This window comes from Bacillus sp. B19-2, assembly GCF_022832475.1.
GTDB classification, from domain to species: Bacteria; Bacillota; Bacilli; order Bacillales; family Bacillaceae; genus Bacillus; species Bacillus paralicheniformis.
This window is the reverse complement of sequence record NZ_JALHKQ010000003.1, coordinates 244944-270111: the sequence shown is the minus strand read 5'-3', so window position 1 is coordinate 270111 and position 25168 is coordinate 244944. Positions and strand designations below refer to the sequence as shown.

The 25168-nt window shown below is 48.3% G+C and carries 21 protein-coding genes, 1 other RNA gene and 1 other annotated feature; of the genes, 2 read left to right on the top strand and 20 right to left on the bottom strand.

Features of this window, described 5'->3' with window-relative positions; all coding sequences use genetic code 11:
* Nucleotides 1–252: 252 nt before the first annotated feature.
* The 9 genes from MST20_RS13710 to cymR form a co-directional block, all read right to left on the bottom strand.
* Nucleotides 253–1311, bottom strand: coding sequence for an AI-2E family transporter (locus MST20_RS13710; protein ID WP_243942876.1), 1059 nt, complete (start codon nucleotides 1309–1311; stop codon nucleotides 253–255).
* Nucleotides 1312–1398: 87 nt separating this feature from the next.
* Nucleotides 1399–1530 carry a YrzQ family protein gene (locus MST20_RS13705; RefSeq protein ID WP_003183926.1) on the bottom strand — a complete coding sequence of 44 codons (132 nt, stop codon included), beginning with the start codon at nucleotides 1528–1530 and terminating at the stop codon, nucleotides 1399–1401.
* Between the two features lie 15 nt (nucleotides 1531–1545).
* Nucleotides 1546–1737, bottom strand: a complete 192-nt coding sequence (locus MST20_RS13700) for a hypothetical protein (protein WP_016885531.1) — start codon at nucleotides 1735–1737, stop codon at nucleotides 1546–1548.
* Nucleotides 1738–1752: 15 nt separating this feature from the next.
* On the bottom strand, nucleotides 1753–2217 hold the full coding sequence (locus MST20_RS13695; RefSeq protein ID WP_243942874.1) for a PRC-barrel domain-containing protein: 465 nt from the start codon (nucleotides 2215–2217) through the stop codon (nucleotides 1753–1755).
* An 88-nt stretch (nucleotides 2218–2305) separates the two neighbouring features.
* Complete coding sequence (recD2, locus tag MST20_RS13690; RefSeq protein ID WP_243942872.1) at nucleotides 2306–4702, bottom strand: SF1B family DNA helicase RecD2; 2397 nt, start codon at nucleotides 4700–4702, stop codon at nucleotides 2306–2308.
* Between the two features lie 51 nt (nucleotides 4703–4753).
* Complete coding sequence (locus MST20_RS13685) at nucleotides 4754–5404, bottom strand: tetratricopeptide repeat protein (protein ID WP_243942870.1); 651 nt, start codon at nucleotides 5402–5404, stop codon at nucleotides 4754–4756.
* Between the two features lie 94 nt (nucleotides 5405–5498).
* Nucleotides 5499–6617, bottom strand: coding sequence for a tRNA 2-thiouridine(34) synthase MnmA (mnmA, locus tag MST20_RS13680; RefSeq protein WP_243942867.1), 1119 nt, complete (start codon nucleotides 6615–6617; stop codon nucleotides 5499–5501).
* Between the two features lie 105 nt (nucleotides 6618–6722).
* Nucleotides 6723–7862, bottom strand: a complete 1140-nt coding sequence (locus MST20_RS13675; protein ID WP_243942865.1) for a cysteine desulfurase family protein — start codon at nucleotides 7860–7862, stop codon at nucleotides 6723–6725.
* Between the two features lie 20 nt (nucleotides 7863–7882).
* Nucleotides 7883–8299, bottom strand: a complete 417-nt coding sequence (gene cymR / locus MST20_RS13670; RefSeq protein ID WP_023855382.1) for a cysteine metabolism transcriptional regulator CymR — start codon at nucleotides 8297–8299, stop codon at nucleotides 7883–7885.
* Between the two features lie 441 nt (nucleotides 8300–8740).
* On the opposite strand from cymR, the gene MST20_RS13665 reads away from it, so the two are divergent.
* Nucleotides 8741–10006 carry a replication-associated recombination protein A gene (locus MST20_RS13665; RefSeq protein ID WP_243942863.1) on the top strand — a complete coding sequence of 422 codons (1266 nt, stop codon included), beginning with the start codon at nucleotides 8741–8743 and terminating at the stop codon, nucleotides 10004–10006.
* A gap of 146 nt (nucleotides 10007–10152) precedes the next feature.
* On the opposite strand, the gene MST20_RS13660 is transcribed toward MST20_RS13665, so the two are convergent.
* From MST20_RS13660 to MST20_RS13640, 5 genes are all read right to left on the bottom strand, one after another.
* A complete protein-coding gene (locus tag MST20_RS13660) occupies nucleotides 10153–10917 on the bottom strand; it encodes a tRNA threonylcarbamoyladenosine dehydratase (protein WP_243942861.1) in 765 nt (254 codons plus the stop codon).
* A gap of 153 nt (nucleotides 10918–11070) precedes the next feature.
* A non-coding RNA gene (gene ssrS, locus MST20_RS13655) (6S RNA) lies at nucleotides 11071–11267 on the bottom strand.
* Between the two features lie 68 nt (nucleotides 11268–11335).
* On the bottom strand, nucleotides 11336–13114 hold the full coding sequence (gene aspS / locus MST20_RS13650; protein ID WP_243942859.1) for an aspartate--tRNA ligase: 1779 nt from the start codon (nucleotides 13112–13114) through the stop codon (nucleotides 11336–11338).
* Nucleotides 13115–13128: 14 nt separating this feature from the next.
* Nucleotides 13129–14403 (bottom strand): histidine--tRNA ligase, encoded by a 1275-nt coding sequence (hisS, locus tag MST20_RS13645; RefSeq protein WP_243942858.1) that lies wholly within the window; start codon nucleotides 14401–14403, stop codon nucleotides 13129–13131.
* An 80-nt stretch (nucleotides 14404–14483) separates the two neighbouring features.
* Nucleotides 14484–14723, bottom strand: a binding site (T-box leader).
* Between the two features lie 54 nt (nucleotides 14724–14777).
* A complete protein-coding gene (locus tag MST20_RS13640) occupies nucleotides 14778–14942 on the bottom strand; it encodes a YrzK family protein (protein WP_023855388.1) in 165 nt (54 codons plus the stop codon).
* A gap of 142 nt (nucleotides 14943–15084) precedes the next feature.
* Between MST20_RS13640 and MST20_RS13635 the strand changes: the two genes are divergently transcribed.
* On the top strand, nucleotides 15085–16656 hold the full coding sequence (locus tag MST20_RS13635; RefSeq protein WP_243942856.1) for an N-acetylmuramoyl-L-alanine amidase family protein: 1572 nt from the start codon (nucleotides 15085–15087) through the stop codon (nucleotides 16654–16656).
* Nucleotides 16657–16685: 29 nt separating this feature from the next.
* Here MST20_RS13635 and dtd read toward each other — a convergent pair whose 3' ends face one another.
* The 6 genes from dtd to secDF form a co-directional block, all read right to left on the bottom strand.
* Complete coding sequence (dtd, locus tag MST20_RS13630) at nucleotides 16686–17129, bottom strand: D-aminoacyl-tRNA deacylase (RefSeq protein WP_020452409.1); 444 nt, start codon at nucleotides 17127–17129, stop codon at nucleotides 16686–16688.
* 13 nt (nucleotides 17130–17142) lie between these two features.
* Nucleotides 17143–19344 carry a RelA/SpoT family protein gene (locus MST20_RS13625; protein WP_243942854.1) on the bottom strand — a complete coding sequence of 734 codons (2202 nt, stop codon included), beginning with the start codon at nucleotides 19342–19344 and terminating at the stop codon, nucleotides 17143–17145.
* A gap of 169 nt (nucleotides 19345–19513) precedes the next feature.
* Nucleotides 19514–20026, bottom strand: coding sequence for an adenine phosphoribosyltransferase (locus MST20_RS13620; protein WP_154995795.1), 513 nt, complete (start codon nucleotides 20024–20026; stop codon nucleotides 19514–19516).
* Between the two features lie 17 nt (nucleotides 20027–20043).
* Complete coding sequence (recJ, locus tag MST20_RS13615; RefSeq protein ID WP_243942852.1) at nucleotides 20044–22392, bottom strand: single-stranded-DNA-specific exonuclease RecJ; 2349 nt, start codon at nucleotides 22390–22392, stop codon at nucleotides 20044–20046.
* A 71-nt stretch (nucleotides 22393–22463) separates the two neighbouring features.
* Nucleotides 22464–22757 (bottom strand): LapA family protein, encoded by a 294-nt coding sequence (locus MST20_RS13610; RefSeq protein ID WP_243942850.1) that lies wholly within the window; start codon nucleotides 22755–22757, stop codon nucleotides 22464–22466.
* 152 nt (nucleotides 22758–22909) lie between these two features.
* Nucleotides 22910–25135, bottom strand: coding sequence for a protein translocase subunit SecDF (gene secDF, locus MST20_RS13605; RefSeq protein ID WP_165427693.1), 2226 nt, complete (start codon nucleotides 25133–25135; stop codon nucleotides 22910–22912).
* Nucleotides 25136–25168 lie beyond the last annotated feature (33 nt).

The window sequence follows — 25168 nt, the reverse complement described above, 5'->3', positions numbered from 1 at the left end:
TACCACCCTGATTATGGGCGTAACAAAACGCCCATCACCTTGATATCCGAATAACGCCGGATGAAGACGGCAGGTTTTCGCCTGCACTCAGGATTAGCTTCTACTGATCTTCTGTTAAAGCTCTTTCACCGCAATGGAGCTTCTCTCTATCAAACAGGGCTTCAGTATACTCGGATCCGTCAAACGAGATACGTATGTATGTCTATTTCGAAATTATAGACAACGGAAGCCGTTATGTCAAACTTCTGCCGCTCACGCTTTTCTTGCCGCTAAAAAATGGACGAACATCACTTTGATAACGGCCATGACAGGCACAGCGAGAATCATGCCGATGATGCCGGCAAGCTCCCCGCCCGCCAGCAATCCAAGCATAATGACGACGGGATGCATATGCAGGCTTTTGCCGACAACAAGAGGGCCGAGAATATTGCCTTCGATAAACTGCAGCACCAAAATCGTAATGATCACTACGAAAACGAGCCTCGTCGATAAAGCGGCAGCTACCATGACGGCGGGAATCGCGCCGATGACGGGACCGAAATACGGGATGACATTTGTCGCGCCGATGACAAGGCCGAGGATCAGCGGATAGGGCAGGTCAAAAAACCAAAATGACAGGCTCGCTCCCAAGCCGATGACAAGACAGACAAAAAGCTGCCCTCTGATGTAGTCTCCAAGAGAATCATCGACATCGCGGATGAATTCGCTGCCTCTCGCCCTCCATGAAGAAGGCGTCAAATACCATACCGCCTTCTTCATCGTATCAATATCTTTCACCATGTAGAATACTAAAAAAGGAATAATCGCAGCCACGAGCATATAATCAAAAACAAACCGGATGCTTCTGATCGTCCGTTCCACCCAGCTTGCTACCAATTCTTCCGTCTGATTGACAAATCTGTCGATCCTGTCGTGCATACCGTCGGGCCAGCCGTCTGTATGATGATGCAGCTGATCCAGCATGCTTTCGTAAGATGCGGCAAGAAACGGAATTCCCTCTGATAGCTCTGTCAGCTGTTTAATGAGAATCGGCACCCCTTTGTAAAAGGCGTAGCCGAGACCGGCAAAAAACAGAACATAAATCAGCAAAATACTCAATGTTCTCGGCACGCCTGCCCGGTGTATCTTTTCAACGACAGGCAAAAGCAGATAGGTGATAAAAACCGCAATCACAAGCGGGATCAGAATCGACTTCAGCAGCACGCAGACAGGCTCCCAAATCATTCTCAGCTGCAAAAAGATATAGACGGTTAATAGCAAAAGCATGAAGATCGAGACCCACATTAAAAGTTGCAGCGGTTTTTTCAGCATTTTTTTCACCCCTTGTTAGCTTTTGATTTCTGCTTGTAATTATTCCCGAAGAAAAAAGGGACACCCTTTTAAGGGTATCCCTTCTGCTTAAAACATTTTCATGACGCGTCTTCTCAGCTTTCTCATGTTTCGCTTGTTCATCATATCGTTCTGAGACGCCATGTAGTACATCAAAGCCCCGGCTCCTAAAGAAATGAGAGAAGTCATTGTACGATTCAACTTTCTAACCTCCATTCAAAGGTTAATCGTTCGTTCGTCATCTGAAAACAGATCGTCCAGGCTGCTCAATGTTCCGTCCTCTTCGACTTGATGAGTCGAAATTTTTCCTTTTGAAAGGGTCAGCTCAATAAAGCATCCCCAGCAGTAATATTGATTTACACCGATTTTGCCGATGTTTTTGCTTTTGCAATTCGGGCAAACGAGCATTTGAACACACACCTCTTATTCGTTCAAGACGATTGTGCTTCTGCCTACTTCAAGCGGTTCTCCAGATGAGTGAATCTGCTTTTTGTCGCCTGACAAATCGGCAAAAAAACCGTCTGATAGTTCATATGCTACGATTATGCCCGTGTCGGAAGAAAAGTATACATCTTCCAGCATGCCCAGCGTGTCTCCTGCTCCGTTTTTGACCATTTTTTGTTTCAACTGGTCATAAGAAAGACTCTGCTTCGGAATTTGCATCGGCTTGAATTCGGTGAAATCAACGTATACGCCGTCACGTCCGATTTCGGTGACAGCGGGAAGCGGAAGAAGCGAACGGGGATTGTAAAAGCGCCGCTTCTCTTCCATAATCAATCCGAGACATGTCCCTTCGTGAGAAAAACAGATATCTGTTACCACCCCAAGCGGGAGGGAAGATTGTCTGTCGTAAACATTGAGTCCTTCCAGCTCATTGCATGTTCTCAAAGTGTGATCAACCACCTTTTTACGAACATTCTTATGATCTGCTGTTGCGACGCGACTCATACGATGAAATGGATTCCATGAAAAACACTTATTCTGCTTCCTTTTCCATAAAATCAAAAGGTGTAATGCCTTCCATCCCGATATTGGCGTCATAGACGCTGAAAGGCAGCTCTTTTTGCAGCGCCATGAGTTCTTCATCCTCTTCATGCGCCGCCTGCTGAAGCCTTCTTTTAAGCGATGTCTGCCTTTCCGATGATTCTTTATTTTTCACGCCCCATTCAAGGGCTTCTTCTTCCCCGCACAGAATCAGGAATTTCTTGCTTCTTGTGATGGCCGTGTACAGCAAGTTCCTTCTCAGCATCCGGTAATAGCTTTTGACGACCGGAAGGATGACGATCGGAAATTCGCTGCCCTGCGATTTGTGGATCGAACAGCAATAGGCGTGCGTAAATTGGTTAAAATCTTTTTTTGTAAAGGTGATTTCATTCCCGTCGAAAGAGACGACGGCCATGTCTTCTTTTTCCGTATTTTCTTTTGCATAAAAAATCGAAACAATCTCACCCATGTCACCGTTAAACACGTTGTGTTCCGGCTGGTTGACGAGCTGGAGCACTTTATCGCCGGTACGGTACACGACATCTCCGTACTTCAGTTCCCTGCCTTTCGGCTTCGGGGGATTCAGTATGCCCTGCAAAAGCGCGTTTAACTCATTGATGCCGGCCGCTCCCCTGTACATCGGAGCCAAAATCTGAATATCCCTGGCCGAATATCCTTTTTGCAGCGCGTTTTTGACGACTTTTTCGACGACTTCTTTAATCTGCTGCTGGCGGCAGCGAATAAAAGAACGGTCTTTTGTCGGCGCGGTCAAGTTTTCCGGAAGCTTTCCTTGTTTCATTTCATGCGCCAGTTCAACGATTGAAGAGCCTTCAGCCTGCCTGTAAATATCGGTTAATCTGACAGAAGGAATGACATTCGATGCCAAAAGATCCCTTAGCACCTGTCCGGGACCGACGGACGGAAGCTGGTCTTCATCTCCAACCATGATGACCTGAATACGGTCGGGAATCGCCTTGAACAATTGGTTGGCGAGCCATATATCAAGCATGCTCGTTTCATCAATGATGAGCAGCCGCCCTTCAATCGGATTGTCCTCATCGTGCGTAAATCCTTCGGCTCCATTCCAGCCGAGAAGCCTGTGAATCGTCACGGCCGGCAGCCCGGTCGACTCACTCATCCGCTTAGCGGCTCGGCCGGTCGGTGCTGCCAGCACAAACGGAAACGTTTCATCCTTTTTGTAATCAGCCGGATTTAAGCTTAAGCCGTGCAGCTCGCTGTACAACTCGACGATTCCCCTGATGACGGTCGTTTTCCCGGTTCCCGGTCCGCCCGTCAAAAGCAGCATCGGCGACATCAGCGCTTTTTGAATCGCTTCTTTTTGGCTTGGCGCGTACTGCACTTTCATCCGTTCTTCAAGCTCCCCTAAAGCGAGCAGGAATTCCGATTCGGGAAACTGGTCATCGTATTCGGTCTGTCCGGCGATTTTCTGCACCCTTTTGGCAAAGCTTTGTTCAGCGTAGTAAAGGGACGGATAGTAACACCTTTCATCTTCAATGAACAGCTCTTTTTGCTCCCCTAAAGAAATGATCGCGTCGGCCACATCCATCTCGGTTACTTTTTCATCACCTGCAGACTGATTTAACAGTTTTTGCGTCTCGATGATGAGCTGTCTCGTATCTATGTACGTATGTCCTTCTTGAAGGCATGAAGCTTCAACCGTGTATAAAATCGCCGCCTTGATCCGCTCTTCATGTTTGCCTGAGATCCCCATTCTGCCGCCCAGTTCGTCCGCCTTGATAAAGCCGATTCCTTCGACATCCTTGACAAGCTGGTACGGATTTTCGCGGATTTTATCAAGCGTTTCCGCTTCGTACGCCTGATAAATTTTCATGGACAGCTGGGGGCCGAAACCGAATTCGCTCAGGGAGATCATAATCTGCTCGAGCCCCTGATGCTGCTGCAGGGCAGCGGCAAGCTTATCCGCCTTTTTTTTGGAGAGCTTCGGAACATCATACAGGACGGCGCCGTCGCTTAAAATTTTGTTGATCGCACCTTCCCCAAGCTTTTTGACAATTTCCTCGGCCGTTTTCTTGCCGATTCCTTCAAATAAATCGCTGGCCAAGTATTGGATCACGCCTTCTTTCGTTGTCGGCACTTCTTTTTTAAAATGATCCGCTTGAAATTGCAGGCCAAATTTCGGATGGGAGGCGGTTTTTCCGTAAAAAGTGTAGATATCATCTTCATGGATCAAAGGAAAGTAACCGGTGACAGAAACGGTTTTGTCTTCAAAAGACTCCGATGTTTCTGCCACTTTTACTTTTAATACGGTATACATGTTTGTTTCATTATGATAAATGACAGCCGCAACCGTTCCTTTTACAAATGAAGCTTCTTCCATTTCGATTTGGTCCGGGTTATGGTGCTGCATCACTGTTCTCCCCCTCTCCATTCAAAATCCGTCATGACGGCCTTTAATCAATCAAGCTTCTTCCAAAAGCTGCTTGGCGCGAATGCTGAGCATATGGTCCGGCTGAATGTCCAGCGCTTTGTTCAGCATGGCAAGCGCTGTTTCCCGATCTTCCTTAAACGCATAGGCAACGCCTAAATTATAAAAAGCATCTGCATGGGACGGGTCGCGCTCAGTTACATTTGAAAACTCCGTGATCGCTTCGTCCAGCATCCCTTCATTGGCAAGGCACATCGCATATTGAAAACGGGCTTCGACATCCGCATCGTTCAGCTCAGCGGCCCTTTGCAAATACGGCATCGCGAGCTTCGGCCGCTCAAGCTTCATAAGCGTCGTTCCGAGCATATAATATAAGTCGCTGTTTTCCATGCCCGTCCGATGCGCTTTTTCAAACATGTCCTTCGCTTCTTGATACCGCTCTTTCATGACATAGACATTCCCGGCTCCATAATAAGCTGCTCCCGCTTTCTCGTCCAAAGCAGCCGCCCGGTCGTAAAACTTAAGCGCCCTGTCCAGTTCCCCGACTGCTGAAAGCAGATTGGCAAAGTTGATATAAGGCACCGGATCACCGCTGTTTTCATCAATTGCCTTTGTAAAGGCTTCTGCGGCTTTTTCAAAGTCGCCTTTTTGCATAGCATCTATTCCAATTTGATTGTAATCCAAAAGCCCTCTCCCTTTCACGAACTATTTTAAAAAGGCCGCCGACATTGCCGGCAGCCGTTCGAGAAGCTCCGGGGTGTTATCCAGAGCCCCGGTTTTATACATACCAAAGTTGTTGTCCGTCTTTAAACACATCATCAATCGTTCCGCCGCCGAGGCATTCTTCGCCTCTGTAAAAGACAACCGCTTGTCCCGGCGTAACGGCGCGGACCGGCTCTTTAAAGACAACCTCTGCTTCATCTGTCCCGGTCATTCTGACAGTGACTTCGTGATCAGCTTGGCGATAGCGGAATTTGGCCGTGCAGGTGAGCTCGTCTTCGCCGCCGAAGACGCCGTCATGCACAAAGCTTACGTTTGTCGCCGTGATCTTATCGGAGAAAAGAAGCGGATTGTCGAATCCTTGGTCAACATACAAGATGTTTTTTTCGAGGTCTTTTCCGACGACGAACCAAGGGTCTCCGCTTCCGCCGATGCCGAGGCCGTGCCTTTGTCCGATCGTATAGTACATTAAACCGTCGTGGCGGCCTTTGAATTCGCCTTCCATCGTCCGCATATCTCCCGGCTGTGCTGGAAGGTACTGGCTGAGAAACGTTTTGAAGTTCCGTTCTCCGATAAAGCAGATGCCTGTGCTGTCTTTTTTGGCAGCTGTCGCAAGCTCCGCTTCTTTTGCGATTTCCCTGACGCGGCTTTTTTGAAGCTCGCCGATCGGAAACAGCACTTTGCTTAACTGCTCTTCTGTCAGCTGGTTTAGAAAATAGGTCTGATCTTTATTTTCGTCAAGCCCTCTGAGCATTTTAACACGCCCGTCCGAACGGTCGATCCGCGCATAGTGGCCGGTGGCCAAATAATCGGCTCCAAGCGACAAAGCGTGCTCCAAAAAGGCTTTGAATTTAATTTCTTTGTTGCACATCACATCCGGGTTCGGCGTTCTGCCCGCTTTATATTCATCAAGGAAATATTGAAAAACCTTTTCCCAATACTGCTTTTCAAAATTCACCGCATAATACGGAATCCCGATTTGATTACATACCTTTATAACATCTTCGTAATCTTCCGTCGCTGTGCAAAAACCGTTCTCATCTGTGTCATCCCAGTTTTTCATGAAAATTCCGATGACATCATAGCCCTGCTCTTTCAAAAGCAAAGCCGCGACAGAGGAATCAACGCCTCCGGACATTCCGACGACCACCCGTGTATCTTCAGGCCGCTTCGCCATTTTCATCAACTCCAATAAATCAATTCAAAAACTTGTCCTTTCAGATCATATCATCATTTTCTGGCAAGATGCGAATCTTTAGCTCGGAAAGTCGCTTCCCGACATTTATGACAGGCGCTGAACAATTGCCGCAAGTTCTTGCGCGGCGCGCTCCACTTGCTCCTCTGTATTGCCAAAGCCGAAGCTGATCCGAATGGATGACGTCAGCCGATCGGCTTCCTCGCCAAACATGGCGGAGAGAACATGAGACGGAAGCACAGATCCGGCCGTGCACGCCGATCCGCTCGATACTGCAATTCCCGCCATATCGAGATTGACGAGCAGCGATTCAACAGATACTCCCGGAAAGTACAGATTCAAAATATGCGGCAGGCTGTGCTCTCTGCTGCCGTTCACATCGAAGGAGACGCCATCTGCTTCCAGCGTACGAATGACGATGTCTTTAAACCGGCGGTAAAGCGCCGATTTTTCTTCTCTTTCCTGACCTGAGAGCAAAACGGCTTCACCGAGTCCCGCGATTCCCGGGACATTTTCCGTTCCCGCCCGGCGTTTGCGTTCCTGCTCTCCCCCGAAAAGCAGCTGGCTGAGCTTCACGTTTTCGTTGACGTATAAAAAGCCTGTCCCCTTCGGCCCGTTCAGTTTATGTCCGGAGACTGACATCATATCGATGCGGCTCTTTTGCACATCAATCGGCAAAAAGCCGAAGGCTTGAACCGCATCTGTATGAAACAGCGCCCGATGGTCTTTTAGCAGATCGCCGATCTCATCTATCGGCTGAATCGTTCCTACTTCATTGTTTCCATACATCACCGTCACCAGGATGGTATCGTCCCGCAGCGCGTCTTTCACCTGCTCGGCGGAGATTCTTCCGCTTTTGTCGACATCAAGATATGTGACGTCAAATCCCATTTCTTCAAGCCTGTTGCACGTATGCAGAACGGCGTGGTGCTCGATCTTTGTCGTGATGATGTGGCGGCCCTGCTGCTCTCTCGCCAGCGCGGTTCCGAGAATCGCCATATTGTCGGCTTCGGTTCCTCCGCTCGTAAAAACGATTTCATTGGAATGCGCTCCGATTTCCCGAGCGATCAGCTCCCTCGTGCCGTCAAGCCACTTTCGGCTCTCCCTTCCAAAGGAATGAATGCTTGAAGGGTTTCCGAAGTTTTCCGTTAAGTAAGGCAGCATTTTTTCCACTACCCGGGGGTCAGTCGGAGAAGTCGCTGCATGGTCTAAGTAAATCCGTTCCATCCTACCATTACACCTCGATCTTAAATGTAAAACATATACGCTTCTTGCTCGCCCTCTGTATAACTGGCCAAGTCTTCAAGCGTCGTGGAGTCCAGCACTTCCTTGACAGCATCGCGAATCTTGATCCACAGTTCGCGCTTTGCAGGCTCCTCATTTTCAAGCACTTCCACCGGGCTGATCGGTCCTTCCAGAACGCGAATGATATCGCCCGCCGTAATCGCCTCAGGCTCGTCACCCAAAATATAGCCGCCGTACGCGCCGCGGATGCTCTTCACAAGCCCTGCGTTCCGCAAAGGTGAAACAAGCTGTTCCAAATAATGTTCCGATAAATCGTTTGTCTGAGCAATGCTTTTCAAAGAAGTCGGGCCTTCCCCATGCTTTTTAGCAAGCTCAATCATAATCGTCAGCCCGTATCTGCCTTTAGTTGATATTTTCAAAATAAACACCTCTAACCTATAATAAATCAAGCCTTCAGGACGAAGGTTCTCGGCGTTTTTCGCAGGACGCGATAGCCTTTAGCCGAGTCTCCTTTCTCACCAGGACGAAGCTACTCGGCGTTCCTAGCAGGAGGTAAAAGCGCGCAGCCGAGTCCCGTTCGGACGCAGGAGGCGCCCGGCACATCCTATCAAGGCATAAGCCGATCTCCAAGATGAAACACCGGTGCAAGCCGGCTGTCGGTTTCAAACATCTGTTATATATTAAAAACTCGGTTGGGGCAAGGTTCCGGCCTTGCCCTTCTGATAGATTACAGGTTATTATAGCACACTTTATATAAACTTTCATTTTCGGCCCTATATTCAGCTTGCCATATTCATTTCTTTTCTAATCGTCTTTTTTCCGTTACTCTATAAAAAGAATACATTCGGGAGAGATCAATCATGAAACCACTCGCATTTCGAATGCGCCCTACAAAAATCGAAGAGGTTCTCGGCCAGGATCATCTGGTCGGAGAAGGAAAGATCATTCATCGGATGGTGCAGGCCAAACACCTCTCATCGATGATTCTGTACGGCCCCCCGGGCATCGGCAAAACGTCGATCGCCACGGCGATTGCCGGCAGTACAAGCATCGCTTTCCGAAAGCTGAACGCAGTCATCAATAATAAAAAGGACATGGAAGCCGTTGCCGCCGAAGCCAAAATGTCGGGGCAGGTCATCTTAATTCTTGATGAGGTGCACCGGCTTGACAAAGGCAAGCAGGACTTTCTCCTTCCGTATTTGGAAAACGGTATGATTATCATGATCGGGGCGACGACAGCCAACCCGTACCATGCGATCAATCCGGCGATCAGAAGCAGAACGCAGATATTCGAGCTGCAACCATTAGACTCTGAACAAATCAAAGCGGCCATTAAACGGGCGCTTGAGGATGAACACAGAGGCCTTGGTTCGTATGATGTTGCCCTCGATGATGAAGCGCTTGACCATTTGGCCCGCAGCTGCGGCGGCGATGTCCGCTCGGCTTTGAATGCGCTCGAGCTTGCCGTATTGTCCACAAAGGAAAACAGCGAAGGAACCTTCCGCATTACATTGGAAATCGCAGAAGAATGCCTGCAGAAAAAAAGCTTTGTCCACGACAAAGATGGAGACGCGCATTATGATGTCATTTCCGCTTTCCAAAAATCGATTCGAGGCTCTGATGTCAATGCTGCACTTCATTACCTGGCAAGGCTCATTGAAGCAGGGGATTTGGAAAGCCTTGCACGGAGGCTGCTTGTTATCGCCTATGAAGATGTCGGCCTGGCGAGTCCGCAGGCTGGAGGAAGAACGCTTCAAGCCATTCAAACGGCGGAACGAATCGGATTTCCGGAGGCAAGGATTCCGCTCGCCAACGCCGTGATCGAGCTTTGCCTGTCCCCTAAATCGAACTCGGCGATCCTTGCGGTTGACGAAGCGCTGGCAGACGTCCGCTCCGGAAAGATCGGCGATGTGCCGAACCATTTAAAAGACGCCCACTATAAAGGAGCCGCAGAGCTTGGCAGAGGCGTCGAATACAAATATCCGCACAATTACGAGAACGGCTGGGTCAAACAGCAGTATCTGCCTGATCCGCTGAAAAACAAAGTTTACTATCAGCCGAAGCAGACAGGAAAATTTGAGCTCGCGCTGAAACAAGTATATGACAAGCTGATGAAACAAAAATAATAAACAGCCTGTTCCCTTTTCATATGGGGGACAGGCTGTTTTTCTTTACACTAAGCTTTAAAGAATGACAAAATCCCAAAACGACTTTTAGTTTTGGGATTTTGCCAACAATCATAAACGACAGCACCTTTGCCGTCGTTTTTGTATTACTTATCTTTCACCCTTTTGATCGGAATATCTTTCAAAAGCTCCATGATCACATGGCCGCCCATGATCAAGCCTGCGACTGACGGAACAAAAGCGTTTGAAGACGGCGGCATCTGCGCTTTGCGGATTTTCGCCTCGTCATTTCCGACGACTTGGCGTACGTCTTCGCGGATCACGATCGGGCTTTCGTCAGAAAAGACGACTTTAACGCCTTTCGTAATGCCTTCCTTGCGCAGCCTCGTCCTGATGACTTTGGCAATCGGATCAGTGTGGGTTTTAGAAATATCGGCCACTTGGAACCTTGTCGGATCTGTTTTATTGGCCGCTCCCATGCTTGAAATGATGTTGATGTCCCGCTTCAGGCACTCTTTCATTAAGTGGATTTTATAATGAATCGTGTCTGACGCGTCGATCACATAATCCGGTTCATATGCAAAAAACTGTTCATACGTCTCTTCGGTATAGAACATTTTTAGAGCGACGACATCGCACTCCGGGTTAATATCGGCGATTCTCTCTTTCATTAAGTCAACTTTCGGCTGTCCGACCGTTGAAAGTAAAGCCGGCAGCTGACGGTTGACATTCGTGATGTCAACATCATCTTTATCGACCATCACGATTCTGCCGACACCAGAACGGGCGAGCGCTTCCGCGGCGAAAGAGCCGACCCCGCCGACGCCTAAAACGGCGACCGTGCTGTTTTTTAAAATATTTAAACCTTCTTTTCCAATCGCTAATTCATTGCGCGAAAACTGATGTAACAAGAATCTCACTCCATCTTTATTAACAGTTACCGATAGTATCTTATCATAATCGGGTGATTAAACAAGCGGTCTATTTCATTTTCCCGTCATATTTTTTCGCTTCGCCTCATAGATTATCCTATGTATGGCCGAAAAAGGCCTTTTCAAGCACAAAAAAGTCCCGATTGTGCCGTTGTCGTATTCCTTCGTTTTGATCCCGCTCTCGGCAGGTGGGTGTTCTGTTCCAAACTTTGCAAGTCCTCCTGAGCACACGAGTGATAAGAGGCATTTGCTCCATTTGGAAACGTCGAACTCCCAAGTAAAAAAATGTTCGGTCAAAACTAGGTGTACAACAAACACATCAGGACTTTATTTGTTAAAAATGATATCATACGTCCCTTTGATTTTCAATGGGATGTACAGCCGTATATTTTACAATTTACTGTCGAACTTTGCGGTTGATTGACAGGTGCAGCTCATCGAGCTGGGCGCTGTCCACTTCGCTAGGTGCTTCCATCAACAGACAGCTTGCGCTTGCCGTTTTCGGGAATGCAATCGTATCTCTCAGGTTGGTGCGGCCGCTGAGCAGCATCACAAGCCGGTCAAGGCCGAGCGCGATTCCGCCGTGCGGGGGAGCCCCGTATTCAAACGCTTCAAGCAGGAAGCCGAACTGTTCTTTCGTCTCTTCCTCAGATAAGCCCAGAAGCGCAAACATTTTCTCCTGAACATCTTTTTCAAAAATACGGATCGATCCGCCGCCCAGCTCATAGCCGTTTAAGACAAGATCATAGGCTTGCGCTTTCATGTCTTCCGGATTCGTGTCGACCAGATCAAGGTCTTCCCGGACAGGCATCGTGAACGGATGGTGCGCAGCATAGAAACGTCCTTCTTCTGAATCATACTCAAGAAGCGGCCAATCAATGACCCATAAAAAGTTGAACAAGCTTTCATCGATCAGATTCAATTCTTTTCCGAGCTTTAAGCGCAGCGCGCCGAGCGCGTCATTGGCGACTTCCAGCCGGTCTGCGACAAAGAGGATGAGATCCCCTTCTTTGGCGTCAAGCGTTTCAATGAGCGCCTGCTGTTTTTCGTCCTGGAAGAACTTCGCAATCGGGCCTTTCAGTCCGTCCGCTTCGGCTTTCAGCCATGCCAGCCCTTTCGCCCCGTAGTTTGCTGCGAATTCGCCAAGTGCGTCAATGTCTTTCCGCGAATATTTAGATGCAGCGCCTTTAACATTTATCGCTTTAACGGCGCCTCCGTTTGCCACAGCTGACGCAAACACTTTAAAATCGGAATCCTTTACGCTTTCTGATACATCGGTCAACAGCATGTCAAAGCGGGTATCCGGTTTGTCGGATCCGTAAAGATTCATCGCATCCTGATAAGACATTCGCGGCAGCGGCAGGGAAATGTCCACACCGTGCGTTTCGAGCATGACTTTCGCCATCATTTCTTCAGCGAGCTTCATGATGTCTTCCTGGCTCATAAATGACATTTCGATATCGATCTGCGTAAATTCCGGCTGGCGGTCGGCGCGCAAATCTTCGTCCCTGAAGCAGCGGGCGATTTGATAATAGCGGTCAAAGCCGGATACCATCAACAGCTGCTTGAAAAGCTGCGGAGACTGCGGCAGCGCGTAAAATTCGCCTTCATGGACACGGCTCGGTACGAGATAGTCGCGCGCTCCTTCAGGCGTTTTTTTTGTCAACACTGGTGTTTCAATATCGATAAAGCCGTTGTCGTCAAGGAAGCTGCGGACGGCTTTTGTAACATTATGCCGCATTTTTAAGGTGTTGAACATCTCCGGACGGCGCAAGTCGAGATAGCGGTGCTTCAACCTGATGTCTTCAGACACTTCTGAAGCCTGGTCGCTGATCGCAAAAGGCGGCGTTTTGGCCGCACTCAGCACATTGACCGATTCCGCCTGGATTTCGATTCTTCCGGTTTTCAAGTTCGGATTGACTGTTGCTTCTTCACGGGCAACGACTTTTCCTGTAATGTCAAGCACATATTCACTGCGGATGCTTTCAGCTGTTTCAAGGGCAGCTTTGGAAACGTCGGGGTTAAATACAACCTGCACAATGCCGGTGCGGTCTCTCAAGTCAATAAAAATCAAGCCTCCGAGATCGCGTCTTTTTTGAACCCATCCTTTTAAAACGATGGATTCTCCGATCGCCTTCTCCGTTATTTCGCCACAATAATATGTTCGTCCAAACAAAGCGGTCCTCTCCTTTAACTTTCAGTGTTTGTTTTCAAGAAACGGATGAATTCATCAAGGCCGATGGCCTGTTGATCTCCTGTTTTCGCATCTTTGACATTTATCTGATTTTGGTTCAGTTCATCCTCGCCCAAAACAGCGATATATTTCGCATTGAGACGGTCGGCCGATTTAAACTGGCCTTTCATTTTTTTCTGTTCATAGTCGATTTCGGCGGAAATCCCTGCTTCTCTCAATTTATAAAGGAGGGATACAGAATAGTCTTTGGCTTTGTCGCCAAGTGTCACGATATAGCAGTCAATGCCTTCATCCGCTCCGACTTTCACATTTTCCGCGTCCAGTGCGGCGAGAAGGCGTTCGATGCTCATCGCAAAGCCGATGCCAGGCGCTTTCGGTCCGCCGAACTCCTCGGTAAGGCCGTCATAGCGCCCTCCGCCAGCAAGCGTCGTAATCGCTCCGAAGCCTTCGGCATTGCTCATGATTTCAAATGCCGTGTGATTGTAATAGTCAAGCCCTCTCACCAGATTCGGATCGACCTCAAACGCAATGCCGATGCCGGCCAAATATTGCTGCACTTTCGCAAAATAGGCTTTGGATTCTTCATTTAAGTAGTCAAGAATCGAAGGAGCCGTTTTCAGCAGTTCATGATCCCTGTCTTTTTTGCAGTCCAGAATCCGCAGCGGATTTTGCCGGAGCCGTGTTTGACAGTCTGAACAAAACTCGTCGATCCTCGGCTCAAAGTGACGGATCAGCGCTTCTCTGTGAGCGGTTCGGCTCTCTTTGTCGCCGAGGCTGTTAATGACCAGCTTCAAATTGCTGAGACCCGCTTTCCGGTACACGCTCATCGCCAAGGCAATGACTTCTGCGTCAATCGCCGGGTCGTTCGAACCGATCGCTTCGATGCCGAATTGATAAAATTGGCGGTAGCGGCCCGTCTGCGGCCTTTCATAGCGGAACATCGGTCCGATGTAGTAAAGTTTCGTCGGCTGAACCGGATTAGCAAAAAGTTTGTTTTCCACAAAAGAGCGTACTGCAGATGCAGTGCCTTCAGGGCGAAGCGTCAGGCTTCTTCCTTTTTTGTCTGCGAATGTATACATTTCCTTTTGTACGATATCAGTCGATTCTCCCACCCCGCGGGAAAATAGTTCTGTATGTTCAAAAATAGGCGTCCGGATTTCTTTATATTGATACGCATGACACGTTTCTCTCGCAATCTTTTCGACGTATTGCCAGCGTTCCGATTCTCCTGGGAGAATATCTTGTGTTCCCCTTGGAATATTAAATCCCATTTTTAAATCCTCCTCATGACTTAAATGCTTTTTTTCATTTATGGAAATAAAAAAACCCCCGAACCTACTATAAAACCAATAGTAGGGACGAGAGTTATACCCGTGGTGCCACCCTAGTTGGAACGATCAACCCGTTCCCGCTCATGCCTTTAACGCAGGTTCACGTCCGCCGCCTAATTGCTCGCATGCTCTGCCGGGCTTTCAGCGGGAAACCTTCGGAGTGTTCATTCAGTCAAGATACCATGCAGACCGCTTTCAGCCCAGGGCGGTTCCTCTCTTTTCACGTACTCTTGCCTACTATTCTCCATCTTCAGTTCAACTCATATGTACACTAATTTATATTATAATACGAGTGTTAAGTGTGCATGTCAACCCTATTTGCGGTTCTTTTTATTCTGAATTGATTCTTTGGACGCAAGCCCCAGCTCAGTCGCCGTTTCTTCCATAAAGCCGGCCTGCTCCGGGTCCGCATGATCCTTTAGATGCAGATTCGCATCTTGCTCATGGATCGCTCTGCCCATTCTTTGATTATACCTCATGCAGCAACATCCTTTTGATATCTTTTTTCTATAGTATAAACAAATCATTTTCATTTTATTAAAAAAACGGCAAGGAATATACGATATAGAAGAAGAAGTAGTGTTTCAAGTTTTTTACCGAAAGGAGGAGATGGGTAACAATATGAAAAAAAGAACCGTATTGATCCTCTCGATGATGCTGGCAGCACAAGCAGCCTTTTATACATCGTCAAACACAGCTTCTGCAGCCATCGGGGAAGCCGTGATTGCCACCGATGAAATCAATGTCAGGAGCGGGCCCGGACTGAGCCATGAAATCGTCAGCGTCGTCAGCCGGAATGAAAGCTATCCGATTCTCGAAGAGCGCGGGGATTGGGTTCAGATCCAGCTGAACGGCGGACGAAAAGGATGGGTCGTATCCTGGCTGATCAAGAAAAAAAGCCAAGTCTCCAACGGCTCTGATTCAGCGGCGGGAAAAGTCACATCTTCCGAAGCAAACCTGAGAATCAGAAAAGGCCCCGGCACTTCATATGAAGTTCAAGGCGTATTCCCTGAAGGAGAACAGGCTGACCTGCTAAAGACCGACGGAAAATGGATGAAGATTTCCTATCAGAACATCACTGGCTGGGTCCATTCAGACTATGTCAATCAAGGTTCCGGCGCGAAACAGTCTCAATCGTCTTCATCACATGCTTCATCAACAAAATCAGGAACGGTCGGCGTATCCACCTTAAATGTCAGAAGCACAGCTTCCCATCAAGGACGGATTATTGCCACGCTCCAACGGAATGCAAGTGTGGCGATTTTAAACGAACAGCACGGCTGGTATGAAATCGAGTTTAATGGTCAAAAGGGCTGGGTCGCAAGCCACTATATTCTCGAAGGAACCAAACAGAAAAGCGGAACTTCGGAAACAAACAGCGGCTCCGGGTCAAAACAGCAGGCCATCATCGTGTATGAAGGCACAAATGTTAGAAGCGGGCCTTCGACATCCTCAGCGATCGTCAAGCGCGCGGGGAAAGGCGAATCTTACCCGATCGTCTCTGCAAAAGGCGACTGGTATGAAATCAAACTGTCAAACGGCGATTCCGCCTATGTGGCAAACTGGGTCGTCCAGACCGCTGACCAGTCAGGCTCAGCCGGAGATTCAAAAAACGAAGCACCGCCTTTGGCAAAGCGGTCGAGTGCGAGCGGCACAATCAAAAACAAAACGGTTGTCATCGATGCCGGACACGGCGGACATGACAGCGGGACAATCGGAACGCAAGGGACGCTGGAAAAACGGCTGACCATCAAAACGGCAACGCTTCTTGCCGCGAAACTGAGAGCCGATGGCGTCAACGTCTATATGACGCGGAATGACGATTCTTTCGTCAGCCTTCAGTCGCGGGTCGCGACCTCTCATTACCGAAACGCCGACGCTTTTATCAGCATTCATTATGATAGTTTTGCAAACGCGTCCGTAAGGGGAAATACCGCTTATTACTACAGCCCGTCCAAAGACCGGAAGCTCGCAGCAGACGTGCAGTCCGAGATCGAAAAACACTCGCCTCTGCCAAGCCGCGGCGTATTATTCGGGGACTACTTCGTATTAAGAGAAAATAAACAGCCGGCCGCATTGTTTGAACTCGGCTACTTGAGCCACCCTCAAGAAGAAGCGGTTGTCAGCACGAACGCTTACAGAGAAAGAGTGACAGACGGCATCAGAAGCGGCCTGGAAAACTATTTTGACTAATATAAAAAAGCTCCCAAATGGGAGCTTTTTTAAGCTTTAGAATCCATAATAAAGGTGACGGGGCCCGAATTTGTCAGCTTGACATCCATCATTTCGCCAAATCTTCCCGTTTCGACAGCGACGCCTTTTGCGCGAAGCATGCTGTTCCACTCCTCGTACAACTGAAGCGCCTGATCGGGCTTTGCCGCTTTTGTAAAATTCGGCCGTCTCCCTTTTTTCGTATCGCCGTACAAGGTAAACTGAGAAACCGATAAAACGGAGCCTCCGACATCTAAAAGCGACAGGTTCATCTTTTCGCCTTCATCTTCAAAAATTCGCAGATTGACTAGCTTTTCCGCCAAATATGCGGCATCTTCGCTCGTATCTTCATGCGTCACGCCGACAAGCACCATCAAGCCGAGACCGATTTGACCGACAGTCTCGCCTCCTACCGAAACGCTTGCATCTGTGACGCGCTGAACAACTAATCTCATGACGCTTTTCCTCCTAATTCATCACCCTGCGGACGGAGTAAATATCTTTGATCTGTTTGATCCGTTCAACCACTTTATGCAAATGATTAATATTTTGAATGAAGATGGCCATATGGATCGTCGCCACTTTATTGCGGTCAGATTTACCTGAGACAGATGAAATATTCGTTTTTGTCTCATTAACGGCCTGAAGAACTTCATTAAGAAGGCCGCGGCGGTCATAGCCGAGAATTTCGATTTCGACGTTATATTCTTTTCTCCGCTGCGTCTGCGGCTCATGCTCCCATTCTACTTGAATCAGCCGGTCGAGCGCTTCATTAGTTAAAACATTCGGGCAGTCCTCGCGATGGACGGATACACCGCGGCCTTTTGTAATGAATCCGACGATCGGATCTCCCGGAACGGGGTTGCAGCATTTTGACAGTCTGATCAGAAGGTTGTCAACACCTTTGACGCGAACGCCCGCTTCGCGTTTTTTCCCCTGGTAAGGTTTCGGTTCAGGCGTTACGTCTTGAACGCTTTTCACCTGTTCTTCCTGATCTCTGATTTTCCGTTCTTTTTCCGTCAGACGGTTTGCAACTTGAAGGGCTGTAATGCCGTTATAGCCGACTGCGGCATACATGTCTTCTTCATTGGCAAAATTGAATTTGTCGGCGACTTTCTGCAGATTCTCGACTGTTAAGACGTCCTTCACTTCAAAGTCCAGGTTTTTAATTTCTTTTTCAACCAGTTCTCTGCCTTTTTCGACGTTTTCTTCTCTGCGCTGCTTTTTAAAGAACTGGCGGATTTTATGCTTAGCCTGTGATGTCTGCGCAAGGTTGATCCAGTCCTGGCTCGGACCGTACGAATGCTTGGACGTCAGAATTTCTACGATATCCCCTGTCCTCAGCTTGTAATCAAGCGTGACCATTTTGCCGTTTACTTTCGCCCCGATCGTTTTATTGCCTATTTCTGAATGGATCCGGTACGAAAAGTCGATCGGCACGGAGCCTGACGGCAATTCAATGACGTCTCCTTTCGGCGTAAAAACAAACACCATGTCGGAAAACAAATCGATTTTTAGAGATTCCATAAATTCTTCGGCATCGCTCGACTCATTTTGGAATTCCAAAATTTCGCGGAACCAGGAAAGCTTTTTATCAAAGCTTGAATCTTCATTGACATTTTTGCCTTCTTTGTAAGCCCAGTGGGCCGCGATTCCGTATTCGGCAATTTCGTGCATTTCAAACGTCCTGATCTGGACTTCCAGCGGATCCCCTTTCGGACCGATGACGGTGGTGTGGAGCGACTGGTACATGTTCGGCTTCGGCATTGCGATATAGTCTTTAAATCTGCCCGGCATCGGCTTCCAGCACGTATGAATGATGCCTAGAACCGCGTAGCAGTCCTTGATGCTGTTGACGAGGATGCGGACTGCGAGCAAGTCGTAAATTTCGTTGAATTGCTTATTTTGCATCGCCATTTTTCTGTAGATGCTGTAAATGTGCTTCGGCCGGCCGGAAAAGTCCGCTTTAATATTGACCTCTTCGACGCGGCTTTTCACTTCGTTTACGACCTCGTCGACGTACAATTCCCTTTCGGCCCGCTTTTTCTTCATCAAATTGACGATCCGGTAATATTGCTGGGGATTTAAATACCGTAAAGCGGTATCCTCAAGCTCCCACTTTATTTTTGAAATCCCAAGGCGATGAGCCAGCGGAGCAAATATTTCAAGCGTCTCATTTGAAATTCTGCGCTGCTTTTCCTGCGGCAGATGCTTCAAGGTTCTCATGTTGTGAAGGCGGTCCGCCAGCTTGATCAAAATGACGCGGATGTCCTGAGCCATAGCCACAAACATTTTCCGATGATTTTCTGCCTGCTGTTCTTCCTGTGATTTATATTTAATTTTCCCGAGCTTCGTGACGCCGTCGACAAGCATTGCAACTTCTTCGTTGAATGCTTCCTTTAAATCTTCAAGCGTTACGCTCGTATCTTCCACCACATCATGGAGAAATCCTCCCGCTATAGTGGCAGGGTCCATTTCCAAATCGACGAGGATACCCGCGACCTGGATCGGATGGATAATATACGGCTCGCCCGATTTGCGGTATTGTTCGCGATGTGCGTCTTCCGCGTACTGATAAGCCTTTTTTATAAAAGCAACATGTTCATCGGAAAGGTAACTTTTCGCCTTCTCAATGACTTGCTCAGCGGTTAATACTTGTTCGTTCGCCATGGAATCACCTTTTTTATAATTGAAAACTGTATTGTAATTATTATCAAGAAAAATGTCACAGATGTAAAGAGAAGAAATTTAAAAGGACTTTTGCCGGTCCCGGAATACTATATGAATAGGAAAAAAAGCACCCGCTTTTGATGAGTGCTTTTTATAGTATAAATTTTGTTTAGTATTGCATCAAGGTTAAAATATCATATCCGTCCAGTTTATTTCTTCCTTCAAGATATGTCAGCTCGATCAGGAAAGCGATTCCGGCTACGACGCCGCCGAGCTCTTCAACCAGCTTGATCGTTGCTTCGATCGTTCCGCCGGTTGCAAGCAGGTCGTCAGTGATCAAGACGCGCTGCCCCGGTTTAATGGCGTCTTTATGGATGGTCAGGACATCTTTTCCATATTCCAATCCGTAGTCGACTTTGATGACTTCGCGCGGCAGTTTGCCTTCTTTGCGGACAGGCGCAAATCCTACCCCAAGCGAATATGCGACAGGGCAGCCGATGATAAATCCTCTCGCTTCAGGTCCCACGACAAGATCGATCTGTTTTTCTTTCGCATACGTTACAATTTGATCTGTCGCGTAGCGATAGACGTCGCCTTTGTCCATCAATGTTGTAATATCTTTAAATTGTACGCCTTCCTTCGGGTAATCCGGCACAATTGTCACATACTTCTTCAAATCCATCTGTCTTCATGTCCTCCTCATACTTTATAAGCGACGGCGTTTTCCGCCATCCGCTTATCCAGCCACTGTTTAAGCTCATCCGCCGAAGAATAAATGAGCTTTTGCTCCAATTCAATCAGGCGCTGTTTTTCCCGGTAGGTTTCAGAATCTGTCAGATCGCGCTTTTCGGCATGATAAACAACAGATAAAACACCATTCTCTATTGTAACAAAACCGAGCTCAAAAAACACCTTTGTCATAAAATCAATTGTGTCTTTTGTCCAGCCTTTATGTCTGGCAAGCTCCCCGCCGTATTTCGGCAAGTCAAAAGAACCTCTTTTCAGGAGGAAAGCATAGTACCATTTAAAGTATTCCCTTGTTGGAAATGTTGAGAAAAAATGTTCATCTGATTGATAAAAAATCAGATAAATGCGCTCCAGTTTTTCACCTTTTATCACCTGGTCAAAAATGTCGAGCGACGGCGGAATATCTATAAATACCGCATAGCGGCTCTCAAGGTCGAGACGCTCTGCCTCTTCAGGGCCGCTGATGACGGTCAGCTCTTCTTCAAGGCCTGTCCCCGCAAGCTTCGCTTTTGTTTCCTCGCGGAAGCAGATGCACGCCCGTTTTGCAGGGTCCAGCTGCAATATTTTTTCTTCCCATGACCGTTTTCCCCGCAGATCAAACAGCTGCCATTCATTGACGGCCGCATCTTTGATCATCAGCTGCGGTTTTTTTCTGTTGTTCCACTCGTTAATCGACAGTTCCCCGACAATCGAGATCTTTGCCCCGGGAACGATCCCGTCTTCAATGGCGCCTTTATAAAATCCGATGCAATCGAGCTTGTTCTCGCCGTCTGCCAGCACAAGCTTCAAGTGATTCTTGTTGGCGCCGATTTTCCTGGAATCATCAATTTTAACGTCGCTGACAAGAACGAACGGCTTCGGATTTCCCGTGCCGAACGGCGCCAGCATGTTCATTTCGGCAATGCTGTCAACCGTGATATCTTCGAGCCGGCAGCACAAATCGACGTCTTGGACGGGAATAAAATCTTCCTCGGTCAGAACCGCTTCAGCCTGACGGTTGATTCTCTCCCTCAGTGCCGAAACATCTTCCAGGTTGAGCGTCATTCCAGCTGCCATCGGGTGGCCGCCGAAGTGCGGGAGAATATCCCGGCACTCCGAGAGGTTTTGAAATAAATCAAATCCTTTGATGCTGCGCGCAGATCCTTTGGCAATGCCTTTTTCTTCATCGATGCCGAGAACGATGGCTGGCCTGTAATAGCGCTCGACAAGCTTTGAAGCGACGATTCCGACGACACCGGGATTCCAGCCCGGCCGCGCCGCGACGATCACCGGCTGGTCAAGGCCTTCCTCCTCGATCATCTGAACGGCTTCCTCTGTCATCTGATTGACGATTTTTTGGCGCTCCTTGTTCAAGGCGTTGATGTCTTCGGCAAGCTCTTCCGCTTCTGTTTCGTCTTCTGTGTTCAGGAGGTAAACGGCCGGGTCAGCCTGTTCAATTCTGCCGACCGCGTTTAAGCGGGGCGCGATTTGAAAACCGATGGTCTCTTCATCCGCACTATGTATCTCCGCTCCGGCAATTTTGGTCAGCGCTTTTAATCCGGGGCGCTTCGTTTTCCTGAACTGTTCCATGCCGCGCTTGGCAATCTGCCTGTTTTCATCATGGAGCGGCACAAGATCGGCAATCGTGCCGATCGCACAAAGGTCGAGCAAATCTTCCGGGAGCTCTCCGTTCAAGGCGTGGGCAAGCTTAAATGCGACACCGACGCCTGCAAGCTCTTTAAATGGATAGCCGCAGTCCGGCTGCTTCGGATGAATGATCGCATAGGCATCCGGCAAAACGGGGCCCGGCTCATGGTGATCCGTAATGATCAGATCGACGCCAAGCTCTTTAGCGACTTCAGCTTCATGAACGGCGGCAATGCCTGTGTCAACTGTGATGATCAATGAATAGCCTGATTCTTTGATCCCGCGAAAGGCCGCTTCATTCGGGCCGTACCCTTCTTTAAAGCGGTCAGGTATATAAAAATCGGCTTGTGCTGAACATTTTTTCAACATTTGCAAAAGGACAGTCGTGCTTGTCACACCGTCCGCATCATAATCGCCGTAAATCATAATCTTTTCTTGATCTGAAATTGCCTGTTTGATTCGCTGTACAGCTTTTTCCATATCTTTCAGCAGATAAGGATCGTGAAAAACAGCATCCTTGCCATTTAAAAATGAAGCTGCTTTGTCGGCTGTATCGTAACCTCTCATGACAAGCAATGAGGCGGCAAGGGGAGTAATGCCTAAACTTCCGGCTAGCTGCTCCACCTTTTCTTTGTCGGGCGTTTGCACGTCCCAACGCATTTTTGACGCTAACATAAATTCACCCCTCAACCACACTATTATACTAGAGCAGCATGAGGGGATTCAATTTATTTCGCGCAATCTTTCTAGTCTTTCTGATTTTCGGGCGCCGCCGATTCGGCTTCAAGTTCAGGATGCTTTACCCGTTCTTCTCTCTTGAGCTCCTTCAGCTCTTTTTTCAGCCGCATAATCTGGAAAGCGCCGGCCGAGCCGATAATAAGCGCCCCCATCAATACCGAGACCAAAATGACCAGGATCAGGGGCCATTCTGCCGTTCCAAAAAGAAAATCAACCTTCACCGGTTCAACATTAATGACCGCGAAAACAGCAACAATTAATGTAAAAATAAGTGCAGCGATTAACGTCCATTGTTTGTTCATAAGTTACTCTCTCCATTCGCGTCGTTTTCTAGCGTTATTTTCCCGCTCTGCTCCCATTTTAAACAAAAAGAAGATCGATAGAAAGCCGCCAAAACCAACTTTTTTCTCTTCAAACCAAAAAAGACCGCCCGGCAGTGCGGGCAGTCCACGATTTATTCTCCTGCAGGCTTGCGCTTCGGCTTTTTCAGGTCGCGCCCTTTCCAGACAAGCCATACTTGAGCTGCGATGTAGAGCGATGAATACACGCCGCTCAACAGCCCGATTAACAGCGCGACAGAGAAGTTCGTAATCGATGCTGCGCCAAAAATGAGGAGGGCAATGACCACAATGACGACGGTCAGCACCGTATTAATCGAACGCGTGAACGTTTGCTGCAAGCTCAGATTCACAATATGCGATAGATCGCTGAAGCTCTTCGGCTTGCGCTTTTTCACCTGTTCCCTGATTCTGTCAAACGTTACGATCGTATCGTTGATCGAATAACCGATAATCGTCAGCACGGCTGCGATAAACGTAATATCCACCTCGAGCCTTGTAATGCTGAAGACCGCAATGATGAAGAATGCATCGTACAGCAACGAAGCGATCGCCGCAATCGCCATCTTATATTCAAAGCGGATCGAAACATACAAGATGATCCCGAGAGCCGCGATGGCCACCGCATAGAGAGCGTTTCTCGCCAGCTCTTTTCCGACGGTCGGTGATACTGTGCTGACGTTCGGTTCCGTGCCGTATTTGCCTTTAAAATAATCCTTCACTTCGGCAATTTTTTTCTGATCCGGAACACCGACAAATCTGGCGACGCCGTGTTTCTGATCATCTCCCGAAAGAACGATCGAATCGGCTGTCAGCCCGACCTCTTCAAAATCTTTTTTCAGCTCTTCGCTCGTCAGCTTGTGGTCGCTTTGCACTTCGATTCTTGATCCGCTGGAGAAATCGATGCCGAGGTTCAGCCTGAACACAAGCAGAATGACAATTCCAGCAGCCAAAATGATCCCGGAAAATGCGAAGAACCATTTACGCTTGCCGACGAAATCCCATTTGGCAAACGGAGTCGGAGGCTCAGTATTTTCGTCTGTCTTGCTGATGTCCAGGATGTCTTTTCTGCGCACTCCAAACCAGCCTTTTTTCCGGTCAAGCCAGCGGCTTTCGACCAGCAGGCCGAGCAGGAAGCGCGACAGGAAGACAGCTGTAATAAAGCTTGTCAAAATGGACAGGATCAGCATGGTCGCGAAGCCTTTGACAGAGCTCGTACCAAATATGAAAAGCACGATTCCGGCAAGCATCGTCGTAATGTTGGCATCAAAGATCGTTGCAAATGATCTTCTGTTTCCCGATCTGAAAGCCGAGCGGACCGATTTGCCGAGCTTCAGCTCTTCTTTTATACGTTCGTACGTAATGATGTTGGCGTCAACCGCCATCCCGACACCCAATATAAGAGCCGCGATCCCCGGAAGGGTCAGAACCGCATTCATCCAGTCAAAGATCTGCAGTGTAATGTAGATGTAGACCGAAAGCGTAATGACCGCGATAAAACCAGGCAAACGATAGTAAAGAAGCATAAATAAGAAAATAATAGCAATACCGACGATACCCGCAAATACGGTATCATTCAAAGCCTGCTCCCCAAACTGCGCGCCGACGGATGTCGAATACTTTTCAACGAGTTTGACAGGAAGAGCGCCCGCATTTAAAATGCTCGCCATATCTTTTGCTTCCTGAATCGTAAAGTTTCCTTCAATCATCACGTCTGACGTGTTCAGCACCTGGCTGACATTCGGAGCGGAGATGTATTTATGATCCGCTTTTTGCGATTCCTTTTTAAAGGAGTCGCCTTTTTTGTAATCAAGCCAGATGACAAGCTGGTTGTTCGGCTTCATATCAAGCACTTTTTTCGTCACTTCGCCGAATTTATCGGCATCCTTCAGCTTGATCGTCACGATCGGCTCATTCGTGTCCTGCTTGAACGACTGTTTGGCGCCGTTTTCGACAAGATCCGAACCGTTCAAAAGCTCTTTGTCATTCGTATCCCTGAACGTAAGCTGAGCCTGCGTGGATAAGATTTCCCGCGCCCTGTTCTGGTTGTCGACGCCGGCAAGCTGAACCCTGATCCGGTTGTTTCCTTCGATTTGAATGTTCGGCTCGCTGACGCCCAATACATTCGCCCGGCGGTTCAGCGCTTCAACCGTGCTGATGAGGGCGTCCCTGTCAATTTTGTCGCCCTGTTTGGCAGGCTGGACTTCATACAGAACCTCAAAGCCGCCCTGAAGGTCAAGGCCGAGGCTGATGTTGTCTGCAGCCGGCTTCGTGAACATTCCCAGTCCCGTACCGATCAAGAGAACGGTAAGGAAAAACGCAATCAAGCGTCCTTTTTTCATTATGTATTTCCTCCTTAAATCAACCAAAATCAA